Source organism: Bacteroides sp. GM023 (genome assembly GCF_014750685.1).
GTDB lineage: Bacteria > Bacteroidota > Bacteroidia > Bacteroidales > Bacteroidaceae > Bacteroides.
The window spans coordinates 140,486-154,305 of sequence record NZ_JAAXGE010000011.1; the positions used below are offsets into that span (position 1 = coordinate 140,486).

10 protein-coding genes are annotated in these 13,820 nt (G+C 42.7%); 5 read left to right on the plus strand and 5 right to left on the minus strand.

The window, feature by feature from the left end; genetic code table 11:
• Positions 1 to 42: 42 nt before the first annotated feature.
• Both imm9 and HC965_RS21645 read left to right on the plus strand, forming a co-directional pair.
• On the plus strand, positions 43 to 549 hold the full coding sequence (gene imm9 / locus HC965_RS21640; protein WP_191033416.1) for an Imm9 family immunity protein: 507 nt from the start codon (positions 43 to 45) through the stop codon (positions 547 to 549).
• Between the two features lie 4 nt (positions 550 to 553).
• The gene (locus tag HC965_RS21645; RefSeq protein ID WP_191033417.1) at positions 554 to 1,225 is read left to right on the plus strand and encodes a hypothetical protein; all 672 of its coding nucleotides are present in this window, start codon (positions 554 to 556) and stop codon (positions 1,223 to 1,225) included.
• Positions 1,226 to 1,306: 81 nt separating this feature from the next.
• On the opposite strand, the gene HC965_RS21650 is transcribed toward HC965_RS21645, so the two are convergent.
• Positions 1,307 to 2,794: a beta-glycosidase gene (locus tag HC965_RS21650; protein WP_370539992.1), complete on the minus strand. Its 1,488-nt coding sequence runs from the start codon at positions 2,792 to 2,794 to the stop codon at positions 1,307 to 1,309.
• Between the two features lie 209 nt (positions 2,795 to 3,003).
• Between HC965_RS21650 and HC965_RS21655 the strand changes: the two genes are divergently transcribed.
• Positions 3,004 to 3,912: a hypothetical protein gene (locus HC965_RS21655; RefSeq protein WP_191033418.1), complete on the plus strand. Its 909-nt coding sequence runs from the start codon at positions 3,004 to 3,006 to the stop codon at positions 3,910 to 3,912.
• Positions 3,913 to 4,033: 121 nt separating this feature from the next.
• Here HC965_RS21655 and HC965_RS21660 read toward each other — a convergent pair whose 3' ends face one another.
• Entirely contained in the window at positions 4,034 to 5,314 is a 1,281-nt protein-coding gene (locus tag HC965_RS21660; protein WP_191033419.1) for an O-acetylhomoserine aminocarboxypropyltransferase/cysteine synthase family protein, read from the minus strand.
• A 128-nt stretch (positions 5,315 to 5,442) separates the two neighbouring features.
• Here HC965_RS21660 and HC965_RS21665 point away from each other — a divergent pair, with 128 nt between their 5' ends.
• Positions 5,443 to 6,537, plus strand: coding sequence for an N-acetylmuramoyl-L-alanine amidase (locus tag HC965_RS21665; RefSeq protein WP_191033420.1), 1,095 nt, complete (start codon positions 5,443 to 5,445; stop codon positions 6,535 to 6,537).
• 450 nt (positions 6,538 to 6,987) lie between these two features.
• Here HC965_RS21665 and HC965_RS21670 read toward each other — a convergent pair whose 3' ends face one another.
• Entirely contained in the window at positions 6,988 to 7,821 is an 834-nt protein-coding gene (locus tag HC965_RS21670) for a helix-turn-helix domain-containing protein (RefSeq protein ID WP_191033421.1), read from the minus strand.
• Between the two features lie 45 nt (positions 7,822 to 7,866).
• Positions 7,867 to 10,884, minus strand: a complete 3,018-nt coding sequence (locus HC965_RS21675; protein WP_191033422.1) for an ATP-binding protein — start codon at positions 10,882 to 10,884, stop codon at positions 7,867 to 7,869.
• Positions 10,885 to 11,131: 247 nt separating this feature from the next.
• On the opposite strand from HC965_RS21675, the gene HC965_RS21680 reads away from it, so the two are divergent.
• Complete coding sequence (locus HC965_RS21680; RefSeq protein ID WP_191033423.1) at positions 11,132 to 12,166, plus strand: YeiH family protein; 1,035 nt, start codon at positions 11,132 to 11,134, stop codon at positions 12,164 to 12,166.
• Between the two features lie 117 nt (positions 12,167 to 12,283).
• Here the strand turns inward: HC965_RS21680 and HC965_RS21685 are convergent, their stop codons facing one another.
• Positions 12,284 to 13,819 carry an acyl-CoA carboxylase subunit beta gene (locus HC965_RS21685; RefSeq protein WP_191033424.1) on the minus strand — a complete coding sequence of 512 codons (1,536 nt, stop codon included), beginning with the start codon at positions 13,817 to 13,819 and terminating at the stop codon, positions 12,284 to 12,286.
• Position 13,820: the final 1 nt, after the last annotated feature.

Below are 13,820 nucleotides of genomic sequence, written 5' to 3' on the forward strand. Positions count from 1 at the left end.
TTATTGAAGAATGAAATCATATGAAACTAAAAAGTAAAGCCAATGAAATATCAATTAGAAATAAGCACTCTGTTAACTCCCGTCAATGCGCATTTACTGTTTGAAAAATGTGAGTGGCCTGAATTAAACAGTTTTGATAGAGAAATGATTGGAGATTATTTCTACAGTTTGGTCGATGATATTCAAACAGATAGCGCTTTGGCTGATTGGACTTTTACTATTATCATACATATAGGTACTTATTGGGGAGCTAAAGATATAAGGATTGGGAAACGGGGAATTATATACACGGATACCAAAGAGAAAGTACTAACGATAGGGATTCCTCTTCCTTATCATAAGACTGTGAGCTGGGGAGTGGAAAAGAAAAAGCGTTTTGCAGCTAAAATACCGGACTCAAGCAAAGACAAAAATGTCAGGCTGATTCCTGTAGATTTTACAAAATATGATGATATGGGAAGCTATATTGAAGATACTATAAAAATAGCTCTTCAGTATTTGTTTGAAGTTGGTTTTATGATTAAAGGTTGCAAGGTGAGGAAGAAATAGGAAAATGATAGATTTTAGTGACATAAGCAGCCAAAAGACAGTCGTATCAAAACCGATGATAACTTATGAATTACCATTATCTAAGGTAGTTCAATCTTTAAAAAAGAATACAAAGATTGAGACGGCTTGGGAGATAGTAAATCTGTTTTTACGTTCTTGTACAACAGTAGATATGAATACTCCTACATGGCTGGTACTTACTATATATACAGACGCAACACATGATGCTCGTTGTTTGGTAGAAGAAGCGAGTTGTTTGTTTGGTAAACCGAAAGAATGGTTTGATGGTCTTAATAATCAATTCATTTGGGAGTTACCGGCAGATGAATTGGAAACTGCGATACGATACATGGTTAATTCGCAGTCTTGCCCTGTTGAGACGCAGCCTAAAATGCGTCTTCGGATAGATTATAAGTTTCAGTTTATTGAGCCGGTAACTAAAGAGGTATTGCCGGGACAAGAAGTCTTGTCACATATGGCTGTATTTTTAAAAAGAAATAGTAATGCGATGCCCGAGTTTTGTTTTCCTTTTGCTGAAATTGATAGCCTGTTGGATTACTTGAATGCAATAGACGCTTTTTTGCCATTTAAGAAATTAGATATGAAAGCATTCCGATTAGTGAAACCTAACAAAGGGAAAACAGGAAATGTAATAAGAAAAATAGTAATACCTTGATTTAATCAGATAAGGTAGAATACAGCAAAGAGCCACCAATGAATTCATTTTGTGACTCTTTACTGTATTATTTCCAACGCTTTATTTTTCTACAAATGTATTCAGTGAATGGGGTGGTAGGGTAACGATTAAATAGCGGCTGCCTAATTTCACTGTTACTTCTTTAGCTTCTTCGTTGAAGTTTCCGGCTATCACCACTTGTTTCTTTTGTGGAGTCATGACTACCATTACCGGTGTTTTATCTTCTTTATCCATTCTATAAGCCAGTACCTTTGAACCGGGCGTAACATAATGGCTGTAATGTTTTACCGCATAATATTCAGGTGTAAAAGTTGCTGTTCCCGCCTTTGAATCTACATGGATTAAGGAATTTTGTTTCCATCCCCATCCGCTGAAACCACCATCATACAAGATAGCATTCCAAAAAGTATATTCTTCGCAACCGTTACCCAAGTAGTGGTTCATCAGACCGAAGGTATGTTCGGCAGCTTTCCAGTCGAAAGAGCCCCAGCCACATTCACTTTCTGTTTGTACATATTTATATTGCGGATATTTGGCACGGAGTTTGGGCAGAATTTGTCCGCCTTCCCATTGGAAACCGACTCCTTGTATCGTTTCTGGCATACGAGGGTCAGAAAGAACCTGGTCGATGACATCGTAGCGGTTGGTGTTGATTGTACCTAAGTATAACTTGATTTCCGGGTGTTGTTTCTTCAATGTCGGAGCCAGGTATTCTGTGTTGAAACGGATGATACCTTCCGCTGTCCAGGCACAACCCGGATAGTTGGTATAGCTCCATGACTCGTTTTGAAACATGACCATTGAAACGGGAATACCCTGTTCCTTGTAGGCATCGATGAATTTGCAGAAATAGTTGGCATAGGTTTGCAGGTAACGTGGGTCTTGGATGAAGTAATCGTTCACTGCCAGTTGTTGAGGGAATACTTTGGTGTCCTTCTCTTTGCTGTCTTCAAAGAGGGCTACGTCTGACAGGGGCGACATCTCGTTTTGATTGCGGTCACTACGGACAGAATAGTAATGGTTAATCTTCATCCATGAAGGCGGCGACCATGGAGACATCCAAAAAGTCATATGGGGATTATACTGCTGCGCGGCTTTGATAAAAGGAATCAGCGTCGTTTTATCACGGTTGATATTGAAATGTTTCAATTGGAAATCACCGGGGACTTCATCACAACTGTACCAGTCGCGGGCATAATCATTGGCATTCATGGAAAAACGTCCCATCGTAAACTTTAAATCTCCTTCGGGAGAAAAGAGTTTTTGGAGAATGATTTCCTGTTGCTTGCGTGGAAGCATATTGAGGGCGTCCCATCCTAATTCATTGAAGCAAGTTCCCCAGGCTTTGAAAACAGTACCTTCTTCTGTACCATTGACTTCTAGTAAAGGAGTTTGTCCGGTATTCGTCTGTAACTTGACTTTGTTTTGCTTCCAAATGTTCCTTTCCGTACTGCTAATCCATTCGAAAGACTGGGCATATGCGCCATTCACAGATAATGCCATTACCAAACCACTTAACAAGGTCGTTCTTTTTAGAATGTTTTTCATGTTCTTATTGATATGTTTTTATTCATTATTTGATTCGTCACAAAGATAGATAAGAAGGAGAATATGGAAGCACAGAAATGTAACAGATATTGCAACAAATGTATCAATAATAAAAAGGGATATATTTCCTCAATAAAGAATTCATTTTTACATGATACTTTAATATCTTTGCAAAACAATATAAAAAAGACAAACTTATAACTGAAAATATGAAAACAAAAACTTTACTGAGGTTCTTTCTCTTGTCCGTTATGACATTTTGTGTGTCCGCCTGTCAGGATGATGCGGAGATTATTCTATTTAGTGGTTCCGAGTTAATCAATGAGACGGGAACTTGCACAAATACCATTTCTTCTACGGTTTTATACCTGAACGGACGGGAAACCGGAGACATTGGAATAGCTAATGGGAAAGGTGGTTATTCGGCGCAAAGTTCTGACGAAACGATTGTGACGGCAACGGTCAGCGATGACAGGTTATTGTTGGAGTCACATGGTAAAAAAGGAAAAGTCACGGTTACTGTCAGTGATAAAAAAGGGAACAGCGTTGTTCTGCCTGTTACGGTTTCGTATGGGATTATGACTTTCTACTGTGGAATGAACCGGTCAGGGTTTGCTATAAGTGTGGACAATGAGATTATGTCCTCAGAAACGGATGAAAATAAAGAACTCTTGAAATCGTTGAATGAGGTAATGTTGGAATCATATTCATTTTTAGCGGAACAGGATATTTGTGTTCTGCAACCGGATAATGTCAGCCGCTTTTTGGAAGATGGCAAGGGGGAGTTTAAATTGAAAAGTGCCGATGGAGGAATACGTGCCGAGGGTACTTATAAAGTAAGCCGTGACGAGGAATTGGGAACCGGCAAACCGGAGTTGGCTTTCTTTTTCTATCAGAATCAGGATGGTGCTGATAAACTATTACATAAGTTCTATTTTGAGCCTTCATTCGTTCGTCAACCTTCTACTAGAGATACAGGACCTATTACATTTTATTGGATGGAACAGGTTACGGATTCCCGCTATTGGGAGGGAGTCTCTTTGCCAGAAGAAGAGAACGTAAAAGTTCTTTATGTAGTATTAGCGAGCTCTTCCGGCACCAGACCAGCAGAATTATAAAATCATTGCGAAGCGCGGATACGTACTTCCATCGCTTTGTTATTATACAAAAGAGACTGAACTCAATATGCACATGAGTTCAGTCTCTTTTTGTATGATGTAATACTGTAATAATCAGTCTTTATGCATTCAGTGCCTGTTCGATGTCCGCGATAATATCATCTGCATTTTCGATACCTACTGACAAACGGATTAAGTCAGGACGTACGCCTGCTTCCATCAACTGTTCATCTGACAACTGGCGGTGAGTGTGGCTGGCTGGGTGAAGCACGCAGCTACGTGCATCGGCTACGTGAGTAACGATGGCGATGAATTCCAGTGAGTCCATAAACTTGATAGATACGTCACGTCCGCCTTTCAGTCCGAAGGAGATAACTCCGCAAGAACCGTTCGGCATATATTTCTGTGCCAAAGCATAATATTTATTATCCGGCAGTCCGCAATAGTTTACCCAAGCCACTTTTTCGTTTTTAGAAAGAAATTCAGCCACTTTCTGTGCGTTGCGGCAGTGTTGCGGCATACGCAGGTGCAGCGTTTCAAGTCCCAGGTTCAGCAAGAATGAGTTTTGCGGGCTTTGGATGCTGCCGAGGTCACGCATTAATTGTGCCGTAGCTTTGGTGATATAAGCGCCCTTGCCAAATGCTTTTGTATAAGTCAGTCCGTGATAAGACTCGTCCGGTGTGCAAAGTCCCGGGAATTTTTCAGCGTGAGCATCCCAGTCGAAGTTACCGCTGTCTACGATACAGCCGCCTACGCTTGTAGCGTGTCCGTCCATGTATTTGGTAGTAGAGTGAACTACGATGTCCGCTCCCCATTCAAACGGGCGACAGTTGATTGGAGTCGGGAAAGTATTGTCAACAATCAAAGGAACTCCGTTGCTATGCGCGATACGTGCGAACTTTTCAATATCCAGTACTTCGAGAGAAGGGTTGGAGATTGTTTCGCCGAACAATGCCTTTGTATTTGGCTGGAAAGCTGCGGAGATTTCTTCTTCGCTGGCATCCGGGCTGACAAAAGTCACGTCGATGCCAAGTTTCTTCATCGTAACACCGAACAGGTTGAAAGTACCACCGTAAATAGCGGAAGAACAAACGAAGTGGTCTCCGGCCTGGCAGATATTGAAAATGGCGTAGAAGTTGGCAGCCTGACCACTGGAAGTCAGCATGGCAGCCACACCACCTTCGAGAGCGGCAATCTTGGCGGCAACAGCGTCGTTCGTAGGATTTTGCAGGCGGGTATAGAAGTAACCGCTTTCTTCCAAATCGAAAAGACGTGCCATTTGCTCGCTGGTATCGTATTTGAAAGTCGTACTTTGATAGATGGGCAATACGCGTGGTTCGCCCTTTTTAGGCGTCCACCCTGCCTGTACGCACAGGGTTTCGGGCTTGAATTGTTTTGCCATAATGTTATCGGGTTTTAATGATTTATTTCAAAAAATGTTTTAATGGCGCAAAAGTAGGGAAAATAATTGTATTTTTGCCCTGTTTATGAGTGAAATGATACTCATGTGAAGGAGATAATTGTGTAGATATGAAAAATAAACTCTATGTTCTTTTATTCTTAGCTTTTCTTTTTTCGGGCACAGCGCTTTGGGCACAGCAAAAGGCAACTCCGAAGGCCGGGGAAGGTATCTCTACTTTTCTGTTGAGACACAACCGTTCTCCGAAGAAATACTATGATGATTTTGTAGAACTGAATAAACAGAAACTGGGAAAGAATAATGTGCTGAAGATGGGCGTGACTTATGTGATTCCGCCGGTAAAGAAATCATCGGGAACTCCTGCCGGAAATACGGCCGCAAAGAGTACAACCGAAAAGAATACAACCGCTAAAAGTACAGAAACCAAACAACAACCCTCGAAATCCAAAGCGTCAAAAATAGGAACTACCATTAATGAACCCTTGTTCGGAAAGGAACTGGCAAATGTCAAAGTTACTTCCAACCGTCTTGCGGGTGCCTGTTTCTATGTAGTCAGCGGACATGGCGGCCCTGACCCCGGAGCTATCGGACGGGTAGGGAAACACGAGCTTCACGAAGATGAATATGCCTACGACATTGCCCTTCGCCTGGCACGTAACCTGATGCAGGAAGGCGCGGAAGTCCATATCATCATTCAGGATGCCAAAGACGGTATCCGTGACGATACCTACCTACCGAACAGTAAACGTGAGACGTGCATGGGAGACCCGATTCCGTTGAATCAGGTACAACGCCTTCAGCAACGCTGCAATAAGATAAACGCCCTCTATCAGAAAGACCGCAAGAATTACTCTTACTGCCGGGCAATCTTCATCCATATAGATAGCCGCAGCAAAGGAAAGCAGACCGATGTCTTTTTCTATCATTCGAACAAGAAAGCAGACAGCAAGCGTCTGGCAAATAATATGAAAGATACATTTGAATCGAAATACGGAAAGCATCAGCCGAACCGAGGATTTACCGGGACAGTGAACGGACGCAACCTGTATGTGCTTTCCCATACTACTCCCGCTTCCGTTTTTGTGGAACTGGGCAATATCCAAAATACTTTCGACCAGCGCCGCCTGGTGATAAATTCCAATCGCCAGGCATTGGCTAAATGGCTGATGGAAGGCTTTCTGAAAGATTACAAAGATAAAAAATAGGCCTAAAACATACTTTTTCGTGAACAAAATCGAAAACCGTATGTTTTATATATGCAAATCGCCTGATGACTGCTTGTAGGTATGCGAATATATATAAGTCAGTGAATATGCCTCCCCGGCATAACAGGAAGATTGCATAGTAGTTTTGTCGTGTTTTATTTTGTGTTTGTGTTGTGACGGTGCTGCGATGTGAATCGGGGTGCCGTTTTTTTTGTTAAAATCCGGTTCCAATCTTATTTTTTTTCAAACTTCCGTGAACAAAATCCCAATTCATATGTTTTTAATTATGCAAATCACCTGATAGAGCTTCTTATGGATATGCGAATATGGATAAGTCAAGTAAGGTATGCCTCCCCGGCATCGCAGGAAGATTGCATAGTAGTTTTGTCGTGTTTTATTTTGTGTTTGTGTTGTGACGGTGCTGCGATGTGAATCGAGGTGGCGTTTTTTTTACTTCCCGTATTTTTTCCGGTAATCGGAAATGTTTTCTCCTGTTATGTGTTTGAAGAAACGGCTGAAAGTACATACGTGCTCGAATCCGAGAAAGGTGGCTATCTCTTTTACGCTTGCCGGGCTATTCAGTAACAACCGTTTAGCTTCTGAAATGATTCGTTCGTGTATGATTTTAATAGGAGAAGGAAGTTGATAGGAAGCAAATATATTACTAAGCGTCTTAGGAGAGCGATGCAACATTTCCGCATAGTCGGATACCTGCTTTTTTTCTTTGAAATGGTTATCAACGAGGATAGAGTATTGACGTATAATATCAAAACATCCCATCTTTTCAGACGGGACGGCAACTTGTTCACGTGCCAGGCGTGTACATAAGATAATGAAACGTTTGAGCAGAAGACGAAGCATTTCACCTTCAAGAGTGTCTTTCAGACGATATTCGTCGAGTATTTTCTCTGTGACTTCATGAAGTAGTTGTGACGTTTGCTCTGAAAGTTGTAAATGGACGATGTGGGAAGTCCCGTTAAATAATAACCCGTTGCATGACACTTCTTCATCATGTTTGTAGATGCTGTAGAATTCGGAATTGAACAGAATGCCAGTGTATTTCCCTTCCATCTTTTTGATTTCGATGCTGTGTAGCGGACTAAGGGTGACCAGTTCGTTTTTGCCCAAGGTTTTCTCTACGTGGTCAACGACAAGCGTAATTTCTCCTTCCTGTACCCAAATGAATTTATATAAATCATTGACCTTATGACCTGTCTGGACAGCAGGCAGATTGTCTGTCAGCAGGATTATACCTTTTAAAGTATTGAAATACGCGTGTGTCATAAGAGCATAAATCTAAGCTGTTGGGGGGATATGTTCGTTGCTTTCTTATTGCAGTGAAACAGGGTGGTATGGTATCTCAAACCAAAATTCCGAACCTTTGTCTACTTCGGAAGAAACACCAACCTTTCCGTTCATCTTTTCTGCAATTGTGGAGCAGATGGACAGCCCCAGTCCTGTCCCCTGCTTGAAACTGTCTAGCTTGACGAAGCGTCCGAATACCAGGTCTTGTTTGTCTTCGGGGATTCCGCTGCCCGTATCCCTTACGAAGAACCGGATGTTGTCTTTTTCCGGTGGATAATATCCAAATTGAATATGCCCGGAAGAAGTATATTTCATAGCATTGGAGATATAATTATTGATAATCTGCAATACACGGTTCTTTTCCGTGTATAAGATACATTCGTCAAGAGCCGGAAGGAAATTTACTTGTACGTCAGGACTTAGATTCATCTTCAGGCGTGAAACGGATTCTATTTCGCTGAAACTACCGTTGACATCCATATTGCCATACGTAAATTCAAGTGTACCGGATTCTATTTTGGCTATATCAAGAATATCGTTGATTAATTGTAATAAAAGCTGGTTGTTGCTTTCGATAATGCCGGAATATTCTTTGTACTCCTCATTCTGATTGCAGTCTGCCAGTAGGGCGGAGAATCCGACAATGGCATTGAGAGGGGTGCGTATTTCATGGCTCATGTTGGCGAGGAAAGCCGATTTCAGCTGGTTGGATTCTTCCGCCCTCTCTTTGGCGTGCAGAAGTTCCTGTTCCAGTTTTTTACGTTCGTCAATCAGGCGTGTAGCACCGACGAGCATGAGAGGTGTGCCGTTCTCGTCCCGCTCACTGACTATTGCAAAGGTTTCTGCCCAGGAAGCGGTATCGTCCCCTTCGTAAATAATCTGATATTCTTCATTGAGGGGAGATGCTGTTTCACTTTTTAGATTGTCGAAGGCTTGTCTCATCCGTTCCCGGTGCTCAGGAATGATTTGTGCGAAGTAGGATTCTCCCTTTTCAACTACTATGCCTGTTTCAGCATTTGACTTTGGAGTGAAGTAGTTACGATTGCATGTAATCTCGTTTTTGCTTAAATCCCATGTCCATGAAATCAGTCCGATGGCTTGCATGACAAACATATATTGGCGATTCATCTGCTCTATTTGCCTGCGCTGCATTTCGAGTTCGGTGATATCAAGAGACGAGCTGACCAGCCAGCGTTCATTGCCCTTACTGAAAGTGACCAGTGCCTTATGGATGGACAGGACACTTGTCTTGCCTTTTGCATTGGTGAAACGTTTGATGTATGCTTGTGGCTTTCCGCTTTCTATTACTTCTTTTTCTGCTTTTGTTATAAATTCGGTACGCTGCTTGCCGATAAAGTCTTCTTCCCGCTTTCCTATAATGTCGGCGGCGTCTGTATCAACCATCTCTGAGGCTTTTTTATTCCATATCAGATATTTGCCTTCGTCATTCATGTCTTTAACGATGGTAGCTATGGGCAGATTGTCCAAAATGGATTTCATGAAAAAGTTAGACCGTTCGCTGCGGATACGCTCATTTTCTATGTCGGAGATATTGCATACGAATCCGAGGATATGGTTTTTGTCATAATAGGTAATGTGGACTGATACATAAAGTTGTTGCCCCTGTGTATTTCTTATCTGGGTTTTAATGTGGATGTTTTTTCTTGTATTTAGTACTTGTTTTATCGCCCTCATGTTTTTCTTGAGCTCGATGTCGTCTATCACGATGTCATGAATCCGCAGATGCTCTCCTCTATTGACGGTTTGCACGTAGTTCTCCTCTTCAGGGGTATTTAGTATTTCTTCGACGTATCCGCTTTTGTCCACTAGATAGACAGCTACGTCAAGGGAACTGATGATACGCTTGTTCATGTTCTTGTGTTTTTTCCCCACCCGGTAGAAGTAGTGGCGGGAGATGAACACGACAAGCAGAAAAATAAATAATCCGAGAACGTATCTCCAGTATTTCTCATAAATACTGGTTGGCTTATTATGCAAATGGATATTGTCGGGACAGAGCGAAGGAGAAATGCCGAACCATTGCAAGTCGAGGTAATTGAAATAATTTTGGGGCTTGGATTTTCCGAAACCGGGTGGAATGTCGGATGCTCGTTTGCCGCTCCTTATTTCGTTTATGATTCTGAAGCAGTCGGAAGCATAATCACTTGCGCTGACATAATATCCGCCACCGAAGTAACCGTCTTGTGGATGCAAGTCCCTTAATGTAAAGAGAGGTGCATTGGCAAATCCCGTGAGTGTTTTGCCGATATTATCAGCCAGGAAACTGTGGCTGTTCATCTTCTGCGGTTTGTGCCATGAAAAATAAAGCAATCCGGTTCTTTTATCGTAACCGTTGATAGTATCGAGCAATTGTTCTAAATTGAGATTGCCTTGCGAGAGCCATTCGAGTTTCATACCGGGATAATGCCGGCTGACCGTTTCCTGTACTTTCTGAAAAGTCATGTGGCTCATGTACAGGCTGTCCGAAATGAAAGCGATACGATTCATTTCAGGTTGCAGGCTGTGCATCAGTTGGAGAGTTTCTTTGATATAGAGCCTTTGTTCGAGAAGCGTGATGTTATAATGCTTTTGCAGTTCTTCGGCAGTGGTGATGTGGAGTGAGTCGAGTGTTTCGTGCGCTAATATTGTTTGTAATGAATTGGGCAATGTCGGCAATGGGTGGCAAAGGATGACCGGAACTCCCTTCCATTCTTTTTCGAATAAGGGAGAGGTTATGTGCCACCCCATTGCGCCGATTATGACAACAACTTTCGGGGGGATGGGAAAATTCTGCAATATCCGGGAACATTGTACATCTGAATCTGTTTCAGGATGAGTGTCAGGGAAAGACAGCGTATAGGAATCCACATACAGGTCGGAATGTTTGTTGCAATAATTACATAATTCTTTGTTGAAGTATTCGTTCCATGCTCCGTTTGCCACAGTGGAGTTTAATATAAGAATGAAATCACGTTCGCTTTCTGCTGCTTTACTACCGATTGCGATTAATAGACTGGCTATGATTAATATAATCTGTCTCATCTTATGTTGTATTGCTTGTCTTTTTTATTGCGGCAAAGATAGTCTTTTTTTGTGGATGGCATTAATTGAAAAATATGAAAAAGGAAGTATTGTTATCATATAGGGAAAAATTGTAATAAACCGAGAGCGTGTGCTTCTACATTATAACCTGTGATTATCGGGTATAATAAAATACAGTGAATCGGTTTGGCAAAAAATGATTTCCTTTGCAAAGTAATAAATCAGTATCACTTAAATCAAATAGTTTATGTTCGATGAAAAAAGAAGCAGTATGCTGCACGGTGTTTTATTGATAGCTTTATTTTCTTGTGCTGCGTTTTACATTGGCGAGATGTCTTTTGTGAAAAGTCTCTCCTTTAGTCCGATGATTGTCGGTATTATCCTGGGTATGCTTTATGCTAATAGTTTGCGGAACCATCTTCCTGAAACGTGGGTCCCGGGTATACAGTTCTGTTCGAAGAAGATTCTGCGCATCGGTATTATTCTGTATGGTTTCAAATTGACTTTTCAAGATGTACTGGCTATCGGGTTGCCCGCTCTGCTGATTGATGTTATTATTGTGGCGGTGACGATTTACGGCGGTATCTATCTAGGTAAACTATTGAAGATGGACAGGGGAATTGCACTGCTGACTTCTATCGGAAGCGGTATTTGCGGTGCTGCCGCTATTCTTGGTGCGGAATCTACTATTAAGGCAAAACCTTACAAGACGGCCGTTTCCGTATCTACGGTCGTTATTTTCGGAACTATTTCCATGTTCTTGTACCCTTTTCTTTACCGGAATGGTATCTGTGCGCTGACTCCCGACCAAATGGGAATCTATACCGGTTCTACGCTTCACGAAGTAGCCCACGTGGTAGGAGCGGGTGACGCTATGGGAAACGGCATTTCGGACTCTGCTATTATTGTGAAAATAATTCGTGTGATGATGCTGGTTCCCGTACTCTTGATTACTACTTACCTGGTGGCAAAAGCGCGAAAGAGACAGGTGCAAAAAGGACAGAAATTTCAGAAAATAGCTGTGCCCTGGTTTGCGATAGGTTTTATGGGAGTCATTGCTTTTAATTCTTTTGATTTGCTGCCTGCGCAGTTGGTGGCAGGAATCAATACACTGGATACTTTCCTGCTGACGATGGCAATGACGGCGCTTGGAACGGAGACAAGCATTGATAAATTCAGAAAAGCGGGCGCAAAACCGTTCGTATTGGCGTCGTTGCTCTATGTCTGGCTGGTAGTAGGGGGATATTTCCTGGTGAAGTATCTGACTCCTTATTTGATGTAACATAACGGCAAGTGAAACTCCGAAATAAAAAGCGGACTTACGTAAGTTCTGACCTTGCAGTACAGAACTTGTGTAAGTCCGTTTTCAGTGGTGCCTCGCGGGCACTATATATAGTGGTTATAAGGGCATATTACCGTGTTTCTTCGGCGGATTGGTCTGCATCTTGTTTTCCGTCATTTCCAAAGCCTGAATCAGACGTTTGCGAGTCTGTCTTGGATAAATGATTTCGTCAATGTATCCCAGCTCGGCAGCCTGATACGGAGTGGCAAACTTCTCTTTGTAGGCTTCCAGTTCTTTGGCTTTTGTTTCTGTGTCGGCCTTGCGGAACAGAATGTTCACAGCACCATCCGCACCCATCACTGCAATTTCCGCGCTTGGATAGGCGAAGTTCACATCGGCTCCTGTCTGCTTGGAGTTCATGACGATATAGGCGCCGCCATAAGCCTTGCGGGTGATAACTGTCAGTTTGGGAACAGTAGCTTCTGCGAATGCATAAACGATTTTCGCGCCATGACGGATGATACCGTTATTTTCCTGTGTGTATCCCGGAAGGAATCCCGGAACATCTTCGAATGTAATCAACGGAATGTTGAAGCAGTCGCAGAAACGAATGAAACGGCTTGCTTTGTCGCTGGCATCAATATCGAGCACTCCGGCAAGGTAAGCGGGCTGGTTGGCGACGATACCTACCGAGCGGCCTGCCAGGCGGGCAAAACCGATAATGATATTCTTGGCAAAATTTGTCATTACTTCGAAGAAATAACCATCATCTACCACTCGTTCGATAATATCTTTCATGTCATACGGAACATTCGGGTCTGTTGGGATGATAGTATCCAAAGTAACATCTTCACGATTGATTTCGTCTGTGCAGTTCTGCTTTCTAGTCTCATCCATATTGTTCTGCGGCAGGAAAGAAAGCAGTTCACGGATGCTCATCAACAACTCTTCTTCGGTATTGCACATAAAGTGAGTGACACCGCTCTTGCTGCTGTGCGCCATCGCGCCACCCAGTTCCTCTTTGCTGACTTCTTCATGGATGACAGTCTTTACTACGTCCGGGCCTGTCACGAACATATGGCTCTTTTCCTTCACCATAAAGATAAAATCGGTAAGGGCGGGAGAGTAGCAAGCTCCACCGGCACAAGGGCCGAGAATGGCGGAAATCTGCGGAATCACACCACTTGCCATCGTATTCTGATAGAAGATATCCGCATAACCTGAAAGGCTTTCGATACCTTCCTGAATACGGGCGCCACCCGAATCGTTCAAAGCGATAATCGGAGCACCATTCTTCAAGGCAAGCTGCTGCACTTTCACAATCTTCTTGGCATTGGAAGCCGACAATGAGCCACCATAAACGGTGAAGTCATAGGCATAAACGAAAACCTGGCGACCGTCGATTTTTCCATAGCCGGATACGACGCCGTCTCCCGGAATCTTATTCTTGTCCATGCCGTAGTTGGTGCAACGGTGAACCATCAGTTTGTCCAGTTCGACAAATGTACCTTTATCGAGCAGCATGTCGATACGTTCGCGGGCCGTCATCTTTCCGCTTTCATGTTGAATATCTATTTTTGCGATACCGCCTCCGAGGGAAGCGACGCGGTCACGTTCCTCGAACGTGGCATATGCTTTATTCTTTTCTTCCATT